18 protein-coding genes are annotated in these 19,974 nt (G+C 45.9%); 15 read left to right on the plus strand and 3 right to left on the minus strand.

The annotated features are described in order from the left end of the window. The first annotated feature begins 95 nt into the window (after positions 1 to 95). The 10 genes from abc-f (ACFQZR_RS05015) to ACFQZR_RS05060 all read left to right on the plus strand — a co-directional run bounded on the left by abc-f (ACFQZR_RS05015) (position 96) and on the right by ACFQZR_RS05060 (position 14,039). Positions 96 to 2,021: a ribosomal protection-like ABC-F family protein gene (gene abc-f, locus ACFQZR_RS05015; RefSeq protein ID WP_379343399.1), complete on the plus strand. Its 1,926-nt coding sequence runs from the start codon at positions 96 to 98 to the stop codon at positions 2,019 to 2,021. A gap of 2 nt (positions 2,022 to 2,023) precedes the next feature. Next, positions 2,024 to 3,766: an ABC transporter ATP-binding protein gene (locus tag ACFQZR_RS05020; protein ID WP_379343402.1), complete on the plus strand. Its 1,743-nt coding sequence runs from the start codon at positions 2,024 to 2,026 to the stop codon at positions 3,764 to 3,766. Positions 3,767 to 3,778: 12 nt separating this feature from the next. Continuing rightward, positions 3,779 to 5,848 carry an ABC transporter ATP-binding protein gene (locus tag ACFQZR_RS05025; protein WP_379343404.1) on the plus strand — a complete coding sequence of 690 codons (2,070 nt, stop codon included), beginning with the start codon at positions 3,779 to 3,781 and terminating at the stop codon, positions 5,846 to 5,848. Positions 5,849 to 6,012: 164 nt separating this feature from the next. Next, positions 6,013 to 6,792, plus strand: coding sequence for an MBL fold metallo-hydrolase (locus ACFQZR_RS05030; RefSeq protein WP_379343406.1), 780 nt, complete (start codon positions 6,013 to 6,015; stop codon positions 6,790 to 6,792). Positions 6,793 to 6,936: 144 nt separating this feature from the next. Beyond that, on the plus strand, positions 6,937 to 8,418 hold the full coding sequence (locus tag ACFQZR_RS05035) for an FTR1 family iron permease (RefSeq protein ID WP_379343408.1): 1,482 nt from the start codon (positions 6,937 to 6,939) through the stop codon (positions 8,416 to 8,418). A gap of 20 nt (positions 8,419 to 8,438) precedes the next feature. Then, a complete protein-coding gene (locus tag ACFQZR_RS05040) occupies positions 8,439 to 9,674 on the plus strand; it encodes an EfeM/EfeO family lipoprotein (RefSeq protein WP_379343410.1) in 1,236 nt (411 codons plus the stop codon). 12 nt (positions 9,675 to 9,686) lie between these two features. Then, positions 9,687 to 10,964, plus strand: coding sequence for an iron uptake transporter deferrochelatase/peroxidase subunit (gene efeB, locus ACFQZR_RS05045; RefSeq protein ID WP_379343412.1), 1,278 nt, complete (start codon positions 9,687 to 9,689; stop codon positions 10,962 to 10,964). Positions 10,965 to 11,317: 353 nt separating this feature from the next. Then, positions 11,318 to 13,168, plus strand: coding sequence for a ribosomal protection-like ABC-F family protein (gene abc-f, locus ACFQZR_RS05050; protein ID WP_379343415.1), 1,851 nt, complete (start codon positions 11,318 to 11,320; stop codon positions 13,166 to 13,168). A 96-nt stretch (positions 13,169 to 13,264) separates the two neighbouring features. Beyond that, positions 13,265 to 13,447, plus strand: a complete 183-nt coding sequence (locus ACFQZR_RS05055) for a hypothetical protein (protein ID WP_314586266.1) — start codon at positions 13,265 to 13,267, stop codon at positions 13,445 to 13,447. Between the two features lie 145 nt (positions 13,448 to 13,592). Next, positions 13,593 to 14,039: a GNAT family N-acetyltransferase gene (locus tag ACFQZR_RS05060; protein WP_379343417.1), complete on the plus strand. Its 447-nt coding sequence runs from the start codon at positions 13,593 to 13,595 to the stop codon at positions 14,037 to 14,039. Between the two features lie 14 nt (positions 14,040 to 14,053). On the opposite strand, the gene ACFQZR_RS05065 is transcribed toward ACFQZR_RS05060, so the two are convergent. Continuing rightward, a complete protein-coding gene (locus tag ACFQZR_RS05065) occupies positions 14,054 to 14,458 on the minus strand; it encodes a thiol-disulfide oxidoreductase DCC family protein (RefSeq protein ID WP_379343831.1) in 405 nt (134 codons plus the stop codon). 121 nt (positions 14,459 to 14,579) lie between these two features. Between ACFQZR_RS05065 and hisC the strand changes: the two genes are divergently transcribed. Beyond that, positions 14,580 to 15,638: a histidinol-phosphate transaminase gene (gene hisC, locus ACFQZR_RS05070; RefSeq protein WP_379343420.1), complete on the plus strand. Its 1,059-nt coding sequence runs from the start codon at positions 14,580 to 14,582 to the stop codon at positions 15,636 to 15,638. On the opposite strand, the gene ACFQZR_RS05075 is transcribed toward hisC, so the two are convergent. Further along, complete coding sequence (locus tag ACFQZR_RS05075) at positions 15,635 to 15,955, minus strand: thioredoxin family protein (RefSeq protein WP_379343422.1); 321 nt, start codon at positions 15,953 to 15,955, stop codon at positions 15,635 to 15,637. The two genes, hisC and ACFQZR_RS05075, sit on opposite strands and share 4 nt — an antisense overlap. Next, entirely contained in the window at positions 15,927 to 16,328 is a 402-nt protein-coding gene (locus ACFQZR_RS05080) for a MerR family transcriptional regulator (RefSeq protein WP_018757956.1), read from the minus strand. The genes ACFQZR_RS05075 and ACFQZR_RS05080 overlap by 29 nt, the downstream gene beginning before the upstream one ends. 198 nt (positions 16,329 to 16,526) lie before the next feature. On the opposite strand from ACFQZR_RS05080, the gene ACFQZR_RS05085 reads away from it, so the two are divergent. The 4 genes from ACFQZR_RS05085 to ACFQZR_RS05100 all read left to right on the plus strand — a co-directional run bounded on the left by ACFQZR_RS05085 (position 16,527) and on the right by ACFQZR_RS05100 (position 19,955). Further along, entirely contained in the window at positions 16,527 to 16,832 is a 306-nt protein-coding gene (locus tag ACFQZR_RS05085) for a hypothetical protein (RefSeq protein WP_018757957.1), read from the plus strand. A gap of 168 nt (positions 16,833 to 17,000) precedes the next feature. Beyond that, on the plus strand, positions 17,001 to 18,452 hold the full coding sequence (locus ACFQZR_RS05090) for an NAD-dependent malic enzyme (RefSeq protein ID WP_018757958.1): 1,452 nt from the start codon (positions 17,001 to 17,003) through the stop codon (positions 18,450 to 18,452). A gap of 22 nt (positions 18,453 to 18,474) precedes the next feature. Then, positions 18,475 to 19,107: an SGNH/GDSL hydrolase family protein gene (locus ACFQZR_RS05095; protein ID WP_379343425.1), complete on the plus strand. Its 633-nt coding sequence runs from the start codon at positions 18,475 to 18,477 to the stop codon at positions 19,105 to 19,107. Between the two features lie 104 nt (positions 19,108 to 19,211). Further along, positions 19,212 to 19,955 (plus strand): alpha/beta fold hydrolase, encoded by a 744-nt coding sequence (locus ACFQZR_RS05100; RefSeq protein ID WP_379343427.1) that lies wholly within the window; start codon positions 19,212 to 19,214, stop codon positions 19,953 to 19,955. Positions 19,956 to 19,974 lie beyond the last annotated feature (19 nt).

Raw genomic sequence — 19,974 nt, forward strand, 5'->3', positions numbered from 1 at the left:
TTTTTTTGTTGCCTCGGAGGCGGAATCGTGATGTGTGTACCACCATTACGAGAGCGAACATCTTGTTCGTAAAAGCCTAGGAGGAAAAAATTAACATGTTTAACTGTAATCAAATTGAGAAATTTTACGGCGCTACACAAGTGCTGTCTAATATAACTTTTGAATTTAATGATGGAGAGAAAGTAGGACTTGTCGGACAGAACGGGGCTGGTAAATCAACGCTGCTGCAGCTGCTGGCCGGCACAGATACACCCGATCGGGGAACGATTGCGATACCCCGCGGAACGAAGATCGGATACTTAACGCAAATACAAGTGGAAAACCAAGTTAGCACGGTATATGACGTACTCCTTGAGAGCTTCCAGGAAGCAATACAATTGCAGTCCAAATTACATGAGCTTGAAGTGGAGATGAGTGAACAGGCAGTAGCGACCGATGAGCGAAAAATGGAATTGCTGCTTCGGCGATATGCTGAAATACAAGAGGCATTCGAGCGAGCGGGTGGTTATGAAATCGAGACGCGCATCTCGCAGGTCGCAAATGGCATTGGAGTCAAGTCGGAGAGCTTTGATCGGAAATTTATTGATCTCTCAGGTGGAGAGAAGACGAAGGTCGCGCTTGCGAAGCTCCTTATTGAACGTCCCGATTTCCTGCTGCTCGATGAACCGACGAACCATTTGGATCTCGATGCAGTTGAATGGCTTGAACAATATATCATAGCCTATGCAGGTACTTGCCTGATTGCGTCGCATGATCGCTATTTTCTGGATCGGGTCGTGACCCAAATTATTGAGATTGAAGACGGAGAAGCAACGACATATATGACGAACTACTCCGATTATCATAAAGAAAAGCAGAAAAATCTTCTGCAGAAGTTCGCTGATTATAAAGATCAGCAGAAACAGATTAAGCAGATGAAAGAGGCAATAAAACGTTATATCGAATGGGGAAATAAAGGCGACAATGAGAAGTTCTTCAAACGCGCGGCTTCGATTCAGAAGGCGTTAGACCGCATGGATAAGATCAAGCGTCCTGTACTGGAGCATAAGAAAGTTGATTTTCAGCCGAATGAAACGGATCGATCGGGCAAAGATGTGCTCAGTCTGAAAGACGTATCGAAAGGATACGATCAGCGACCGTTATTCCACGATGTCTCGCTTGACCTTACTTATCGAGATCGTGTCGCGATCATTGGCGGCAATGGCGCTGGCAAGAGTACGATGTTGAAGCTCATTCTGGGTCTTGAACAACCCGACCAGGGAGAGATCCGGCTTGGCTCACGCGTGGATATCGGATATCTCGCACAAGACGAACCACCGGAGCAGAACGTTACGGTGCTCGAGTACTTCCGTTATGAGTTGGGGCTTGAAGAGGGAGAGGCTCGAGGGATGTTAGCCAAGTATTTGTTTTATGGCGCATCCGTCTTCAAATCTGTCATGAATCTATCCGGTGGGGAATGGACGCGGCTGAAGCTTGCATTAATCATGCAGCGAACGCCGAATTTCTTGGTGCTCGATGAGCCGACGAACCATTTGGATATCGCTTCGAGAGAAGCTTTGGAAGAGATGCTCGAAGAGTTCCGTGGAACGGTGCTCTCGATCTCGCATGATCGTTATTTCGTGAATCGAATTGCTGAACATGTATGGGCGCTGCGGAATCAGAAGGTGGCGCGCTACATGGGTAATTTTGATGCATATAAGGAGCAATTAGAGAAGGAGAAGGCTGTACAGGTACAGCCCGAAACAAAACGGGTGAATGCTCCCATCCGAGAACGTAACGCCACAACCGATACAGAGAACAGGAAGACAGAACGGCGTAAGGTTCAACTCGAACAACAAATTGCGCTAAAGGAGAAAGACCGATGTAACCTGGAACTCGCTTTACAGAATGAGGAATATCGAACAGATACTGCGGAGCTCTCGCGACTTTATGCTGAGCACACGGCAGTGGAGCAAGAACTAAGCGATTTATATGAGGCTTGGCTTGCGATTGAAGAGTTGAATGGAGAGGTAGGGAAATAAACATGTTTTCGATTTTATTTAAATTAGGTTGGTTCTTCAAAATGTATCGGAAAAGGTACATTGTAGGGATTGTCCTATTGATTTTACTCGGTTTTATCGAGATGGTACCTCCGAATTTAATGGGTCAGGCGATTGATCAGATTCAGCAGGGGACATTAACATCGCAGAAATTAACGGAGTTTCTGTTTATGTTCCTTGGGATTACGGTACTCGTCTACATCATGGGATATATATGGATGTATCAAATCTTTGGAGGCTCCTTCCTTATTGAGCGGATCTTACGCAAACGGTTCATGAAGCATTTGTTGAAGATGACGCCTACATTTTTCGAGAAGAACCGTACGGGCGACTTGATGGCCCGCGCGACGAATGATTTGGGAGCCGTATCGACGACGGTCGGCTTCGGTGTCTTAACGATCGTTGATTCCAGCTTCTTCATGTTGACGATTCTGTTCACGATGGGATTTATGATCAGTTGGAAGCTCACTTTGGCGGCGATCCTGCCGCTCCCGCTGATCGCTGTCGCGATGAGTATCTACGGGAAGAAGATTCATGAGCGATTTACCATTGCGCAAGATGCGTTCGGTACATTAAATGATCAGGTACTTGAGACCATTTCGGGTGTACGTGTCATTCGCGCTTATGTGCAAGAGAAAGCGGATGAGCGTCGGTTCGCTAACTTGACTGATGATGTATTCCGCAAAAATGTGGACGTAGCTCGCATTGATGCATTGTTCGAACCAACAATCAAAATCCTCGTCGGAATTAGTTATATGATTGGTCTGGCCTATGGTGCCTACCTCGTGTTCCATCAAGAGATTACGCTAGGTGAGCTCGTCTCCTTCAACGTTTACCTTGGGATGATGATCTGGCCGATGTTCGCGATTGGCGAATTGATCAACGTGATGCAGCGCGGTGAAGCATCGCTCGATCGGGTGAATGAGACATTGACCTACACGCCTGACGTTGAGAATGCAGATCGCACGGAGACGGTAGGTATCCCACACACCATTGAATTTAATCAAGTGACATTCAAATATCCGATGTCAGAGACAGATAACTTGAAAGATATGTCCTTTACACTGGAACGCGGTCAGACGCTTGGTATTGTCGGCAAGACAGGGAGCGGGAAGACGACGCTCATGAAGCAATTGCTTCGTGAATATCCGATCGGGCAAGGGGAGATCAAGGTATCGGGTACTCGTCTGGGAGACATTTCGCTGGAAGAAATCAATCAATGGATAGCATACGTGCCGCAGGAACAGATTCTATTCTCCAGAACGGTACGTGAAAATATTAAATACGGTCGCCGTGACGCATCGGAAGAGGATGTCCAGCGAGCGCTCGAATCCGCATCCTTCTTACAGGATATGAATACGTTAATCGATGGGCTTGAGACCATTGTTGGTGAGAAAGGGGTATCCCTCTCTGGCGGACAGAAGCAGCGGGTATCGATTGCGCGCGCATTAATTGCTAATGCGGAGATCTTAATGTTGGATGATGCGATGTCAGCGGTTGATGCGAAGACCGAAGCGAGAATTATTCAGAATATCCGACGCGATCGCGAAGGGCGTACGACATTGATTACGACGCATCGACTCTCTGCGGTACAGCATGCGGATATTATTATTGTATTAGATAACGGGGAAATCGTGGAACGAGGCACCCATGAAGAGCTGCTTGCTGCAGGTGGATGGTATAAAGAACAATTTGACCGTCAGCAAGTAGAAGCTAACTTATCATAAGGTGGTGAGACCATGAACGTCATGAAGAAATTATATCAATATGCACTTATCTATAAAAAATCGTTTATTCTTGCGCTTCTCATGCTCGCAGTTGCTGTTGCAGCAGAGTTGACTGGCCCTTTCATCGCGAAGACGATGATTGACAATCATATTCTCGGCATCGAGAGGTCATGGGTCGAAGTAAACGCGTCGAGTAAGGATGCGGTGCAATATCAAGGACATTATTACAAACGTTCCGATCATTTGGATCCGGGGGACGCGAAAGGTCAGGAAGTTCGCGTGCTCCAGGTTGGCAGACAATTCGTCTTTGTTCATGAAGCGGTTCAGGCGACAGGCGAACGTACTTTTGCTGAAGGCCAGCTTCAGATTAAGTCTGGGAATGGCGAGTTGACTACGTATGCAGCGACGAAGATTTCCGTAAATGAACTGATAGGCTTTTACAAGCCGGAGATGAAAGGGATCTTAATGCTCATGGGCGGTTACTTGGCCTTGTTAGTGGCCGCTTGTATATTCGAATATGGACGGATTTACTACCTTCAGACTTCTGCGAACCGCGTTATTCAGAAGATGCGGATGGACGTCTATAATCAGATTCACCGCATGCCTATCAATTATTTTGATACATTACCTGCGGGCAAAGTGGTATCGAGGGTCACGAATGATACCGAAGCAGTCAAAGATCTATTCGTGAATGTGCTTGCGAACTTCTTCTCAGGCACCGTCTATATTACTGGTATTTTCGTAGCGTTATTCTTATTGGATGTGCGACTTGCCTTCGTATGTCTAATCATCGTTCCGATTCTGATCTTATGGATCTATGTTTATCGTCGATTCGCAACGCAATATAACCGTATTATTCGTTCGAAGCTGAGCGATATTAATGGATTGATCAATGAATCGATCCAAGGAATGACGGTAATCCGGGCGTTCCGTCGTCAGAAGGATACGGAGCAAGAATTCGAAGAGATGAACGAACAGCACTACCATTATCGTACGAAAATGTTAAACTTGAACGCTCTCACATCGCACAACTTGGTCAATGTATTGCGCAGCTTGGCGTTAGCCGTCGTCATCTGGTATTTCGGAAGCAGATCCTTTGATATCGGCGGGGCTATCTCCTTCGGGGTCATCTATGCATTCGTAGACTATCTTGGACGGATGTTCCAGCCGATTGTAGGTATGGTGAACCAGCTCGCACAGCTGGAGCAAGCCTTAGTATCTGCTGAGCGCGTGTTCGAGCTGATGGATCAACCAGGGACCGATGTGGCTGAGGGCACCTTGGATCGTTATCAAGGAAACGTGAAGTTCAACGATGTCTCCTTTGCTTACAAAGATGAGGAATATGTTTTGAAGAATATTTCATTCGAAGCGAAGCAAGGGCAGACGGTAGCACTTGTCGGGCACACAGGCTCAGGAAAAAGCTCCATTCTCAATGTCTTGTTCCGGTTCTATGATGTGCAGAAAGGTGCAATCACGGTTGATGGCATCAATGTGCAGGACATTCCGAAGCAGCTGCTTCGTCAACACATGGGTATCGTGCTGCAGGATCCATTCCTATTTACGGGGACCATTGCAAGTAATGTAAGTCTAGATGATCCATCGATCACTCGGGAGCAGGTCGAAAAGGCGCTTCGTGATGTTGGTGCGGAACGTATTCTTGCGAACTTGCCGAAGGGCTTCGATGAGCCGGTCATTGAGAAAGGAAGTACATTGTCCGCAGGCCAGCGCCAACTTGTTTCCTTTGCACGCGCATTAGCGTTCAATCCTGCGATTCTTATCCTGGATGAGGCTACAGCGAACATTGATACGGAGACGGAAGCGATCATTCAATCTGCACTCGATGTCGTCAAAAAAGGGCGTACAACGTTCATCATTGCCCATCGATTATCGACCATTCGCAGCGCGGATCAAATCTTGGTCATGCACCGTGGGGAGATTGTAGAGAAGGGTAACCACGAGGAGCTTATGCAGCATAAAGGTCGTTACTATCAGATGTATCAATTGCAGCAAGGGAGCAGTGCGAGCGGTCAAGAGCCTGCCGCACCGTCAGTACCATCGGCGAAACCTTCTTATGCAGGTTGATTTCATCCATTTGGGTCAAAAGCGTTCTGAGGAGGAGAGCTCCTTGGAGCGCTTTTCTGCTATATTGAGACAGGCTTTGGATTGATCCGATGCGAAATCACATGCTAGACTAGAATAGACAAGGATGAGTAGATACGAGTTATTGCTTGAAAGGATGAATGTGAATGGACGAACTCATCTTCCTCGGTACAGGTGATTCGATGGGGGTTCCCCGTGTGTATTGTGACTGTGAAATATGTCAGGAGGCGCGTACGACAGGTGTCAATCGACGATACCGATCTTCGGTGATGCTGCGAACCCGTGAAGGAGATTTACTCATTGATTGTGGCCCAGATTGGGTTGCACAGATGGAGCATTTAGGAGAACGCTTCATGAAGACGGCCTTGATTACGCATTCGCATTTTGACCATATCGCAGGTATGCCAGAGTGGGCGGATGCTTGCAGATGGACAGGGGAGAAGGGAGATGTCTATGGTCCGCCAGAGGTATTGGATACGATCTGTGATCAGTTCCCTTGGCTGCCGAGACAGCTGCAATTTCACCCGATTACAGCGGAAGGTATCCTGTTTGGGGGATGGACGATCGAACCGCATTTGATGTGTCATGGGAAGAACGGTACGTCCTATGCGTATCGTCTCACGAAGGAGGATATGAGGGTGGGGTATTGTTCGGATGCCATCAACCTTGATCCGGATCAGAAGCGATTCCTCATGAACCTGGATATCCTGATCTTGGGAACGAACTTCTATTACGAGGAAGCGGATTTTCACACGCGATCCGTCTATGATATGGTCGAGGCGATGGAACTGCTTCAAGAAATTAAGCCTCGACGTGTTTATTTTACGCACATGGGTCATGGGGTAGATTTGCAAGCGAATTATGAACTTCCGAATCAGGTTACATTAGCCAGAACAGGTATGCAGATTCAACTTGATCAGTATTAAATTGTATCATTTCTATTTAAGAATCATTCTAGCAAAAAATGGTTGACAGAAAAAAATAGCAGCTGTACACTAAACTCCGATAATGATTCTCATTGTCGGTTTATTTTTGTAGATAATATAGAGATAAAGGCAGGCGAAAGGTATATGAAAAAAACGCTGAAGCCCGTCCTGTCGATCCTCTTCATCGTCATGCTCATGATGAGTCCATTGACGGCTATGGCTGCAACGAAAGGTCAAGATCAACTCGCGCATGCGAATAAGGTGTTAGACCAAGCGGTATCCGAAGTCGAGAAAGGCGATCTTGAGGCAGCAAAGGCGAGTTTTGAAGAGTTCCGCAAGACATGGCTTGAGATCGAAACCAACATTAAGCCAGATTCAGCAGAGGCTTATACGGATATTGAATCTGCAATGGGCCAATTCGATTATGCGGCCATTAAGAGCAAGAAGGAAGATTTAGCCAAGGCACTCACAGATCTTCAGGCCGTGAACAACAAATATATATCGAACGGCTATACATCTGGAGCGGGATTTAAACAAGAGGATATTACATTATCTGATTTTATCGTGATTCTGCAGAAGACCAAAGAGGCTGTAGATCAATCCAATTCAGATGCTGCGTTAACTGAGATTAAGAAAGCAAGACAATCCTGGTTAAGTGTGGAAGGGGCTGTAGTCGCACAATCAGGTACAGTATATAGTGATTCCGAACGTGATCTTGTCGTGATTCAAGCGATGCTAGAGCAAGGCGATCTGGAAGGTGCAGGCAAGACGATTGCAAGTATGATTACATACTTAACACCTCTAGCATCGAAGACAGAATATACGATGATGGATGCCGCGATGATTCCGATCCGTGAAGGACTAGAGGCGCTGCTTGTCGTAGGAGCATTGCTTGCCTTCGTGAAGCGTAGTCCGGGGCCGGAGAGTAAGAAAGGAAAAACATGGATTTGGACGGGGATTGCTGCAGGTTTATTATTTAGTTTGATCCTCGCAATTATTGTGAAATTCGTATTCTCATCCGGTGCATTCGGAGAGAACAATTTCATAATCAATGGATGGACGGGGATTATCGCGGCAGTCATGCTGCTCTATATGAGTTACTGGCTGCATCGGCAGTCGAGTATTAAGGATTGGCAGCAATATATTCAGCAGAAGAGCCGTACCGCAATGGAGACGGGACAGATGATCTCCTTAGGGCTACTTTCATTCTTAGCCATTTTCCGTGAGGGAACCGAGACGGTATTGTTCCTCATTGGGATGGTGAACCAGATATCCATGCAGAATTTGATTTTTGGGATTTTGATTGGCTTTGGCGTATTAGCGATTGTTGCGTATCTCATGCTGACCGTTGGGGTTAAGCTCCCAATTCGGCCGTTCTTTATTGTATCTAGTATTATTGTGTTCTATCTGTGTCTCAAATTTACAGGTATGGGCATCCATAGTCTACAACTGGCGAGTGCGATCCCATCGACCGAGGCGCCTTTCCCAAGCATTCATTTCATAGCACTCTACCCATCTTGGCAAAGTGCGATCCCGCAGCTCATCATTGTTGCGATTGCAATCATTGTAATTATCTATCAACGTGTTCAGACAAAGAAAAAAATGATAAAACCAATATCAGGTTAATAGAGAGAGGGTCATAAAGAATGAAAAATACAAAATTAAAACTTGCATCCTTCTTGGTATGCATCTCATTATTCGCAGCGGCATTGACGGCTTGTGGTACGAAAGAGGATGCAACAAATGTGAACGTAAAATCTACAGAGACAACGCAAACGGGTGATGAGGCGAGTGAGCCAACGGCATCGACGGTAGATCCACAGACTGGAACAGACAGCATGATCGCGACTTCAGGCGAGTTGAAGTCAGCGTTGGAAGCGAAGGATGCTGCAAAGGTTCAAGAGCTGACGAAGAAAATCGATGAAGAATGGCTCACCTTCGAGAATGACGTGAAGACCAAATTGCCTGATCAATATGTGAATGTAGAGAAATATTTAAACACATTAATTGCTGGCGGTAAACAATCGGCACTCGAATACGATGTATTAACGACATTAAATGATTCCCTCCTACCTGCCTTGCAGCAGCTTAGCGATACGCTGAAGTCCGGTGAGGGTGCGGTCAATAAAGATTCCCTGGAACAGTCAGCTGAAATTCAAGCTGCGACGAAGGAATACGCGAAATATGTGCAAGAGCAGGGCGATGCTTTGGTTACTGGACTTGAAGCATTGCTCAAGGAGATTAAAGGCGGCGACTTGAAGAAAGCTCAGGACCAATACGTAGAATCTCGTCTTCCTTATGAGCGGATTGAGCCAGTGATCGAGCTATTTGCAGAGTTGGACGGTACGATGGATGCGCGTGTGGATGATTTTGCGAATGAAGAAGATGAGAACTTTACAGGATATCACCGTATTGAACATTTATTATTCGTGAAAAAAGAGACGAAGGACGCGGTGAAGTTCGCAGAACGCCTTCTTGAAGACGGTAAAAAAATGCGTGAAGAGATTGCAGCCATGCAGATTGATCCAACATTGTTCGTTACAGGCGTAGGTGAATTGATGGAAGAAGCGCAGTCCAAAAAAATTACGGGTGAAGAAGAACGGTGGAGTCAAGCGACGCTTCCAGTTCTTAAAGCGAATGTGGATGGAGCACAGAAAATTTTTGAACTCTTACGCACAGAGCTGAAGAAGAAAGATGCTTCATTAGAAGAAAAAATTGATAAAAACCTGAAAACTGTGCTGAAACAGATCGATGATTTCACACCGAACGGCGTATTTACACCTTATGATAAATTAAGCCAGACACAGCAAATGGACCTCAAGAATAAACTAGAAGCTTTGGCTGTACCCATGGTTAAACTTCCTGGAACTTTAGGACAATAAGGAGATAGATACATGTCTAAACAACTTAGTCGACGCAAATTTCTAGGCATGGCGGTTACTGGCGCAGCAGGTCTTGTCATTGGGAATATGATCGATCTGCCAAGCCGTGTACAAGGCGTGGTGGATCCGACGCCAGAACCCCCATCGAACGCAACAGCAACAAACCCGAAAACAGCTCCCGATACGGAGCCGTTTTTTGGCGTTCACCAGGCTGGAATCGTAACTCCGGGACAGCAGTTTCTTAATATTACAGCATTTGACCTGATCTCGGAGGATCGGAATGATGTCAAGGATTTACTTAAAACATGGACGAAAATGATCGCACGGATGACAGCTGGAAAGCCGCCGAGTGATGAAACTCAGAATGCGAAGTTCCCCCCGCTAGATACAGGGGAAGAAGTTGGACTCAGCCCAGCCAAATTGACTATTACGATTGGATTTGGTGCAAGCTTATTCGATAAGCTCGGTTTATCCAGTAAAAAACCAAAAGGGTTCGGGCAAATGCCAATCTTCCATCTTGATGCACTCAAAGAGCCGTTAACGCATGGCGATATCGTTGTTCAAGCCTGCGCAGACGACCCTGTGGTCTGCTTCCATGCGATACGTAATCTATCGATTGCTTCGAGTGGGATCGCGCATATGCGCTGGCAGCATACGGGTCAGTTCGGCACGAAGCCCGAAGGTACACCACGGAATCTATTCGGCTTCAAGGATGGTACGAATAATCCTCGCCTGAACGATGATGCATTTATGAACAATAATGTATGGCTTAACGGCAAAGATGCGCCAGCTTGGCTCGCTGGAGGGACTTACATGGTAGTCCGCCGGATTCAGATGCGTATCGAGACTTGGGATCAATTGTCTTACAAGACGCAGGAAGATACTATTGGACGGCAGAAGCTTACCGGTGCTCCGATGGATGGCATCAATGAGCATGATGAGCCTAACTTTAAGAACGATGCGAATGGTAAAGTCACACCGCTTGATTCCCATATTCGTCTGTCGAATCCGCGCAATGGGGAACAATCTGAACGCGAACGCATTCTCCGCCGTGGGTACAACTTCATGGATGGGCTCGATGAGGTGGGACGAATGAATGCAGGACTCATGTTCATCTGCTTTAACCGAAATTTTCAGACACAATTCGAATCGATTCAGAATCGGTTAACGAATGCGAAGCAATTGGATCTGCTGATGAAATATACCCAGACGGTGGGTGGCGGTTATTTTGTCGTTCCACCGGGTGTTAAGAATGCGAATTCTTTCATAGGCGAAGGCCTATTCAGCTAGGAATTGCTTGAGATTGTTCATTGATCATGATATGATGTCTTCATCTTATGAAATTACGGAGGTACACACAGTCCAATGAAGTAATTACACGTTATTTTCGTCGCTAACTTGAATGAAGGTATTCAAGCGGCCTCTGCCGATGGTAGAGTGAACGAGATACGTGTGTCTATTTACGGGGACTGATTTAATGTGTACGAGTGAAGTGTTGCTGTTCACCTCATGGAGGTAGAGTAGGCGGCTTCTCTTATTCGTGTACTCATCTTGTCTTACCCCATACACATTTCGTTTGCGATATCCACGGTCAGATGCGGCCGTGGATTTTTTTGTTGTTCATGACGATTGGAGGAATGTGTATGAAATCTACACTTTTAAAAGTAAATCAAGCATCCAAGGAATATAATGGGAAAGTTATTTTTGAACAGGTCAACCTAGAAATCGTGGAAGGGGAGCATGTCGCGCTGTTCGGCAAGAATGGTGTTGGCAAGACAACGTTGTTGCAAGCACTATTGGGCCGGCTTGAGCTGGATGGAGGAACCATTCAACGAATGCTCCCTGTTACAGCATGGGGGACATTAGATCAGCAATTGGAGATCGATTCGAATGTCCTGACACGCGACTTCGTTCAGCAAGGGATGACGGAGTGGTACGCAGCTAAATTAACGATGGAAAATTTACAATCTGCTCTACAGCATGGATCCGATGACCATCAGCATGAAGATATATTCGTGATGTATGAAGCAGCGTATACAAGCTTCGAATCCTTGGGCGGTTATGAATTTGAAGTTCACATCGACACTTGTATGCAGCGTGTGGGATTACATATATCCGTATGGAATCAACCCTACACCGATTTAAGCGGGGGTCAGAAGACCAAAGCCCAGCTAGCGCGCATTCTGGTCTCGAATCCTCGATTTCTGCTGCTTGACGAACCGACGAATCATCTCGATAGCGAGACGCTCGAATGGCTTGAGGAATGGGTATCCTCGTATAAAGGAACGATTCTGATGGTCTCGCATGATCGTACATTCCTGGATCGGACAGCAACCGCGATTTTGGAGCTTACGCCGCAGGGCTGTACAAGATATGCAGGCGGGTATTCGGACTACCGTCGTCAGAAAGATATTGAATTGCAGACCCAAGCGGCACTCTATAAGAAGCAGGAGCAAGAGAAGGAAGCTCTGCTCGAATGTATCAGGCGCTATCAGCAATGGTTCAATACCGCTGAACGTCGAGCTGGAACGCAGACCGAGGTGGCCATTACGAAATCATATTACAAAGCGCGAGCAATGAAGAATATTACGCGCTACCATGCGAAGGAGAAGGAACTGGAACGCCTTGAACAGAATCGCGTTGAGAAGCCGAAAGACGATTCGAAAATCCATGTCCAGTTCGAAGCGGATTCGCTCGTATCCAATACATTGATTCGTATGGAGGAGGTTGCTTTTGCTTATCCAGATTCGGAAGCGATCTTTACGAATTTGAAGCTGCAAGTCGAGCGAGCAGATCGGATTGCGGTGATGGGAGCCAATGGTGCTGGGAAATCCACATTGTTAAAAGTAATGATTGGCGAGCTCTTGCCAACGGAAGGATCCGTGAAGCATCATCCTCAGCTTAAGATTGGCTATTTCTCGCAAGAGCTCGAGAATCTAGAAGAAGAGATGACGATCTTAGACAGCTTGCTAGTGCTCCCGAATATGACGCAAACATATGCCAGAACTATATTAGGCTGCTTCTTATTCTCGAGGGATGACGTATTCAAGCACATTAAAGACCTTAGCATGGGCGAACGGTGCAGGGTTGCGTTCATCAAATTATATTTCAGTGATGCGCATATGCTGGTACTGGATGAGCCGACCAATTATTTGGATATTGCGACGCAGGAAAAGATCGAAGAAGCATTCCGAGAGTATCCGGGTGCGATTGTCATCGTATCTCATGATCGATATCTAATTGGGCAATTGGCGAATCGAATCTGTCGACTCGAAGCGGGAGAGGTCCAATTGTTCGATGGAACGTACGAAGAGTTTATTGCTCATCGGAATACGCGAGCGCATGGCGGGTTGAATCGTGAAGACCAAGATCGCCTGCAGCGATTGGAGCTCGCGCTAACCCAGAAGTTGATGGATCCATCGGAGAGTGAGTCCGAGGATTATATTGGCGAGATTCGGAAGCTTAAAGCAGAGATCGAAAGGTTAAAATCGTAAATATCGCAATCAGAGATATATAATGTGAATATTATCACAAACTATTGAAGTTCCTTATGATATAGTGGTGTCATAAACGAAAGGGAGTTGACGAATATGAAAAACGCAAACTTCACGGATGAAATGACACAAAACTATATGAGATTTTGCTATATGTGCGATGATGCATCGAAATGTACAACAGAAGAGCAATGCAGAGCTTGCTGGGCAGGTATGGCTGCGGAAGAAGAGCAAGAAAGCTGTGAGACAACAAAATACATGAAGCTTCAATACGCATAAGTAAGTTGGCAACGACTAATTAATAGTTTTATACATTGAACCTCTAACTGATCCTTGAACCAAGGGTGGGTTAGAGGTTTTGTGGTTTCATGGAGATTCTGGAAGTGTTATGATAGTACAATATCGAACAAGATGAAGAATTGAAATGGAAGTGAAAAAGGCTATGATTCAACCGATTGTTACAGAAGATTTACCAGAACTCCAAGCACTCTATGAAGAATTAATAGGTGAAGGAAGCAATTTGGCGCAGGTGGAAGCTGTTTACCAGAAGATGCGTGGAAATGAGGCATACCATTTGCTTGGCTATAAAGTGGATGGCGTATTAGCCGGATCGGTCATGGGCATTCTATGCCATGATCTTGTAGGGTCCTGCAAACCATTCATGGTCGTGGAGAATGTCATTGTTTCCTCCCGATTCCAAGGACATGGCGTAGGTAAAAAATTAATGCTTGCGATCGAAAAAATAGCAAATGCTAATGAATGCGGATATATCATGTTCGTATCGAGTGCCTACCGTAAAGAAGCGCACCAATTCTATGCATCTTTAGGATACGCATTGGACGCTGTTCAAGGTTTCCGGAAGATGCTGTAGGGCCAATCAATCGACTAATCCAGGAAACGTGATCGTATTTCTGGTGAAGGTAGCATGCAGCTCTCACGTGTACCGAACCAACGGTATCGATTTTTGGCTATGATGTCATATGCGTGATCCCTTACTAGACGAGGCACCCATCGAAGGATGCGAGCCATTCGCCACAAGCCGTGAAAATGCCATATGATCTGCAATGCTGCGTCAGATTTCGTATACAGCCGTCCTTGGTCGATCACAACGACACTGTTCAAGTCATCAGTATAAGAATGTTCGCGGAGTAACTGCGCACCCGTCTCGCTCTGAAGAGAGACGAAGGAGAAGTATGCCTCTCGATCTCTTCGAATAATGAATTGGACACTGTTATTACAGAAATTGCATACACCGTCAAATAGAATAACTGCCTTTGGATTAGGGGTCATCATTAACACTCCTTACATGCAAGGCTATGGCTTGGCACAGACGTTAATCACAGCATACCATGACACAAGCACCTTCGCTACCTTGGGCATGAAGTTACAATAGCCATGGGAGGATCATGAAATGAGTAAATATTGGAATCAGGTGACGGCATCTTTAACACCGTATGTGCCAGGGGAGCAGCCCAAGGATAAGACGTATATTAAATTAAATACGAACGAGAATCCTTATCCACCGTCACCGCGTGTCTTGAATGCCATACAAGAGGCGGCAAATGATGACTTGCGGTTATATCCCGATCCAACTAGTGATGCACTGATTCGAACGATTGCAGACTATTATGTTGTATCGCCTAATCAAGTATTCGTAGGCAATGGATCGGATGAGATCCTTGGATTCGCATTCGCAGCATTCTTCAGTCCGGAACGCGCCATCCGGTTCGCTGATATAACATACAGCTTCTATCAGGTCTATGCCAAGCTATATGGGCTTACCGTAGATCGAATTCCGCTGGATGCAGATTTCAACCTGCCGCTTGAGCGATTCTATGGCAGTGAAGGCGGTATTGTCATCGCGAATCCGAATGCACCCACGTCGACGTTTGTTCCTGTGGAGCATTTGCGTTCTGTTCTCGAGCATAATTCTGATCAAGTCGTCATGATTGATGAAGCATATATTGATTTTGGCGGGGAATCTGCGGTGAAGCTTGTCGATGAGTTTCCTAATGTTCTAGTCATTCAGACTTGCTCGAAATCACGTTCTCTAGCAGGTCTACGTGTAGGGTATGCGATAGGACACCCTGAATTAATTGAAGGGTTGAATCGAATTAAGAATTCGTTCAATTCCTATACCCTTGATCGACTAGCTCTTGCTGGGGCGGAAGCATCTTTTAAAGATCAGGAATATTTCGTAGCCATGAATGCGAAGGTCATTGCGACAAGAACATGGACGGTTAATAAACTGAGAGATCTTGGGTTTCTTGTGCCTGAATCCCTAGCGAATTTCGTATTTATTACACATCCTGTTCATGAGGCTAGCAGCTTATTCCAGTCGTTAAGAGAACGGGGAATCTTGGTGCGTTATTTTAACCAGCCACGCATTGATCAATACTTGCGGGTGAGTATAGGGACAGATGAGGAAATGCAAGCATTGATCAGCACGCTGGAAGAGATGATGAATTAGCTAATATGCTGCTTCATCTTTTCAAGATAGACGGATTTGGGCCGTAGTCCTACGAGCTTATCTTGCGGAACACCATCCTTGAAGATCATGACGGTAGGAAGAGACATAATATGATATTGTGAACTGGATTCCGGAGATTCATCGACATTGATCTTGATAATCGATACGTTCGAACCGAGTTCTTGATCGAGTTCATCCAAGATTGGGAGAAGGGCTTTACATGGCGGGCACCATGGAGCGCCGAATTCGACGAGCGTCACACCGGTAGGTGTAAGGATTTGATTCAGGTTATCTTGATTTAATGTCATTATGGACATGGGATTCACACTCCAATAGGTTAGGATTTTCGTCTGTGACCGCTTCAATGCGATCCAGAAGATTTGCTCTGATCTGACTCAACAGTTGAATTTGATCTTCGATCTCTGCAAGCTTTTGGCGATAGATGGGGACAATCTGACTGCAGAAGGACTCTTTGTTCATCATGACACAGTGCAAGAAGCTGGCGATCTGTTCTGTTGTAAAGCCAAGACTTAGATAGAACTTAATCGTATTTACTTTCTCGATCATAAGCGGGTTATAGGTCCGGTACCCATTCTCTTGACGATCTGCAGCGATCAGCCCCTGCTGCTCGTAGTAGCGTAAGGATCGAATGCTGACTCCCGTACTTTTTGCTAATTCACCGATTTGCAATGGTCATGGCTCCTTTCTTCGATGATTGTTGTACGGGATGATAACTTGATTATAAACCCTAACATTAATGTCAGGGTCAATAGGTAACATACCGGTTCATTTCCTTCAATTTCAGAGTAAAATGTGATCAATATCACAGGGTGATATGTTCGGTTGTGGTTATAATACATCATAGATAAGGATAGGGGTGAACTACATATGGAATGCATCGTGCATTTTGAACTTGTTCGCAAAGATAAAGTGAGTCCGCTTCGGGGGATTGTTGATGTGGAGCCAGGGCAGAAGCCGTCGATCCATGATCTGGTTCAGATGTTTAAAGATATCGATTTGGAAGTAACTGTAGAAGATCCGGAAAGTTATAGTTTTCGTTCGATTGTCCCACATGATCCCTACACGATCCGGGTGAAGAAATTCGATATGGGCGAGAAGACCGATGACTACGTTGAAGATACTGAATTGAAATCCGTCATTGCGAACTTTATTCCGAAGAGCAGACCTCTATAAAGTGGTTACTTGCTTTTAATATGCGTGAAGTGAAATGCCTCCTTAGGGAGGCATTTTGTTTGATGAAATCTTACGAATTTACCCTTGTATAATTTAACAATTCACGTTATGTTATTGATCGGAGCATGTCTATGATTTCAAGTCGTATACCGGTGGAGGAAATGATCAATGTCCAGTTCAATCAGTGGGAGTACAACAATTATTTTACGTCTCGAAATGGATAAGGAACTTGTTACGTTCGGAAAAGTAGCAACGCTGATCACAGAAGCGGGAGGGGATATCGTTGCGATTGACGTTGTGAAATCAACCAAGAAGACAACAACAAGAGATATCACCATTCAAATTGGGGATGACGCTCAGCAAAATGCTATTGAAAAAGGGTTGAAAAGACTACGAGGCACACGCATCATTAATATATCTGATCAAATCTTCCTGATGCATTTGGGAGGTAAGATTGAGACGCTTCCGAAAATGCCAATTAAGAACCGTGCGGATCTATCCCGCGTATATACACCAGGTGTTGCAAGAGTCTGTATGGCGATTCATGAAGATCCTTTGAAAGCGCATTCGCTTACGATCAAACGCAACACGGTTGCTGTTGTATCAGACGGTTCCGCGGTTCTAGGACTTGGTAATATTGGGCCTGAAGCAGCCATGCCTGTCATGGAAGGGAAAGCCATGTTATTCAAGCAAATGGCGAATGTGGATGCGTTCCCGATTTGTCTGAATACACAGGATACAGAAGAGATTATTCAAATTGTGAAGGCCATCGCGCCATCGTTCGGTGGAATCAATCTCGAGGATATCGCATCGCCGCGCTGCTTCGAAATTGAACAACGATTGATCGAGGAATTGGACATCCCTGTATTTCATGATGATCAGCACGGTACGGCTGTCGTCCTCCTGGCAGGTCTAATCAATGCGCTGAAAATTGCCGGTAAGAGGTTAGAAGAGTGTAAAATTGTTGTCTGTGGCATTGGTGCAGCCGGTATTGCTTGTACGAAAATATTACTCGCTGCGGGTGCCGTGAACGTAATTGGTGTTGACAAGACGGGTGCAATTGTACGAGGGGATTATGAGGAAGATAGTGTGTTTGGCGCATATGCGGCCATAACGAACCCGAATCTTGTTCAAGGGCAGCTGTGTGAAGTCATTCAAGGCGCAGACGTCTTTATCGGGGTATCTGGACCGAATGTTCTGAAGCTTGAAGATGTGAAGAACATGGCAGCGGATCCAATCGTGTTCGCGATGGCGAATCCAACGCCTGAGATATCTCCAGAAATTGCAGAGCCTTATGTTCGCGTCATGGCTACGGGAAGATCTGATTATCCGAACCAAATCAATAACGTGCTCTGTTTCCCTGGCATGTTCCGGGGTGTGCTCGATTGTAGAGCTTCTCGTGTGACGGAGAGTATGAAGCTGGCTGCTGCCTATGCGATTGCTTCTGTCGTTACGGATGAAGAACTGAATGAACAATATATCATTCCAAGCGTATTCAATTCCGAGGTTGCTGCGAAAGTTCGTGATGCGGTAAGCCATGCTGCCTATGAGGCAGGCGTAGCACGCCGTCATCGCCATGAGACATTCGCAGAGGATCCGGGGTATGCGGACTTGGTCTAAACCTAGAGAGGAGATTCTAGCGATGACTTTGATTCAAGCAGGAGAAGTGGTACTTTTTCAAGGGGATAGTGTGACTGATTGCGGGCGCAATTATCGTAACCCGAAAGATTTGGGAAATGGGTACGCGAACATGGTAGCTGGCATGTTCAACGCACTTTACCCGAATCAACGTGTTCAGTTCTATAATCGTGGGATTAGCGGCAATCGTGTTGTCGACCTGCAATCCCGTTGGCAGGAGGATTGTATCGATCTCAAGCCGAACTGGGTATCGATCCTAATCGGGATCAATGATGTATGGAGACGATATGATTCTAATGATCCGACATCAGTTGAGCGATTCAAGGATGGCTACCGTGATCTTTTGCGTCAAACGAAAGAGCGTCTCGGTGCGAAGTTAATCATCTGTGAGCCTTTTGTACTACCGGTTCCTGAGGATCGCAGAACATGGCGCGAAGATTTGGATCCGAAGATTCAAGCTGTGCGTGATCTAGCAGCAGAATTTGAAGCGATTTATATTCCACTCGATGGCATATTCGCCCAACATTCCACGCAGACGCCTCCAGCGTATTGGGCTGAAGATGGAGTTCATCCATCGGTAGCGGGTAACGGATTGATTGCTAGAGCATGGCTGCAAGCGGTACAAGCCATTTCATAACGGTATACTGATTAAGAAGAACGCTGTCCTGCCGCTGAAAGATGCACAGGCAGCGTTCTTTTGTTATGATAATTGGAAGGGCTTTATAGGAGGAGGATGATGGAATGCAAAAAAGAACGAAGAAGATCATACTCGCCTTGTCCGTTGTGTTCTTATTTCTGCTTGGAACAGCAGCTTGGTATCTCTGGCCGTATAAGCCTGCTCCATCGGCTGTTCAAGCAATGCAAGGGAATAATACCATTAAAGTCACAACTGATTCTTATGGAATAACCATTGAACCTGCTTACGAACCCATCCAACAAGTCGGGATTGTTTTCTTTCCTAGTGCAAAGGTAGAGCCCGAGAGCTACGCGCCGCTGGCAAGAGATTTTGCAACACTCGGGTACCGGACGATCATCGTTAGAATGCCACTAAATCTTGCTCAATTGGGGGGGGATCGTGCGAATCTTCTAATGAATCGTTTCCCTGATCAGCCCTTTGTCATTGGCGGTCATTCCATGGGAGGTACATACGCAGCACGGTATACCGCGTCGAAACCAAGTAACGTGAAGGGCTTATTCTTCCTAGGGGCCTATTCGGATCAACCACAAACCTTGCCTGTACTCTCGATCCTTGCTTCTCATGATCAAGTATTAGATCAAGATACTTATAATCGTTATCGTTCCAATCTCCCGAAGACAACTCAGACCCTGACGGTCGAGGGTGGAAATCATGCGCAATTCGGGGATTATGGTCCTCAAAAAGGGGATGGACTAGCTACGATCACACCGGAAGAACAACGTACGCAGGTGGTGCAAGCGGTCGTGAAGTGGGTTGCCAATATTGGTCCATCGAAGGTTCAACCGTAATACGTTATCAGTTATTTGG

Origin of the sequence: Paenibacillus sp. GCM10027629 (assembly GCF_042676425.1) — a bacterium.
Classification (GTDB): Bacteria; Bacillota; Bacilli; order Paenibacillales; family Paenibacillaceae; genus Paenibacillus_K; species Paenibacillus_K terrigena.

Bases quoted from the DNA above. Each gene is read 5' to 3' on its own strand.
- abc-f (WP_379343399.1), top strand. From the start codon at position 96: ATGTTTAACTGTAATCAAATTGAGAAATTTTACGGCGCTACACAAGTG.
- ACFQZR_RS05020 (WP_379343402.1), top strand. From the start codon at position 2,024: ATGTTTTCGATTTTATTTAAATTAGGTTGGTTCTTCAAAATGTATCGG.
- ACFQZR_RS05085 (WP_018757957.1), top strand. From the start codon at position 16,527: ATGGAATGCATCGTGCATTTTGAACTTGTTCGCAAAGATAAAGTGAGT.
- ACFQZR_RS05055 (WP_314586266.1), top strand. From the start codon at position 13,265: ATGAAAAACGCAAACTTCACGGATGAAATGACACAAAACTATATGAGA.
- ACFQZR_RS05035 (WP_379343408.1), top strand. From the start codon at position 6,937: ATGAAAAAAACGCTGAAGCCCGTCCTGTCGATCCTCTTCATCGTCATG.
- hisC (WP_379343420.1), top strand. From the start codon at position 14,580: ATGAGTAAATATTGGAATCAGGTGACGGCATCTTTAACACCGTATGTG.
- ACFQZR_RS05065 (WP_379343831.1), bottom strand. From the start codon at position 14,458: ATGACCCCTAATCCAAAGGCAGTTATTCTATTTGACGGTGTATGCAAT.
- ACFQZR_RS05030 (WP_379343406.1), top strand. From the start codon at position 6,013: ATGGACGAACTCATCTTCCTCGGTACAGGTGATTCGATGGGGGTTCCC.
- ACFQZR_RS05060 (WP_379343417.1), top strand. From the start codon at position 13,593: ATGGAAGTGAAAAAGGCTATGATTCAACCGATTGTTACAGAAGATTTA.
- ACFQZR_RS05095 (WP_379343425.1), top strand. From the start codon at position 18,475: ATGACTTTGATTCAAGCAGGAGAAGTGGTACTTTTTCAAGGGGATAGT.
- ACFQZR_RS05025 (WP_379343404.1), top strand. From the start codon at position 3,779: ATGAACGTCATGAAGAAATTATATCAATATGCACTTATCTATAAAAAA.
- ACFQZR_RS05100 (WP_379343427.1), top strand. From the start codon at position 19,212: ATGCAAAAAAGAACGAAGAAGATCATACTCGCCTTGTCCGTTGTGTTC.
- ACFQZR_RS05090 (WP_018757958.1), top strand. From the start codon at position 17,001: ATGTCCAGTTCAATCAGTGGGAGTACAACAATTATTTTACGTCTCGAA.
- ACFQZR_RS05040 (WP_379343410.1), top strand. From the start codon at position 8,439: ATGAAAAATACAAAATTAAAACTTGCATCCTTCTTGGTATGCATCTCA.
- abc-f (WP_379343415.1), top strand. From the start codon at position 11,318: ATGAAATCTACACTTTTAAAAGTAAATCAAGCATCCAAGGAATATAAT.
- efeB (WP_379343412.1), top strand. From the start codon at position 9,687: ATGTCTAAACAACTTAGTCGACGCAAATTTCTAGGCATGGCGGTTACT.
- ACFQZR_RS05075 (WP_379343422.1), bottom strand. From the start codon at position 15,955: ATGTCCATAATGACATTAAATCAAGATAACCTGAATCAAATCCTTACA.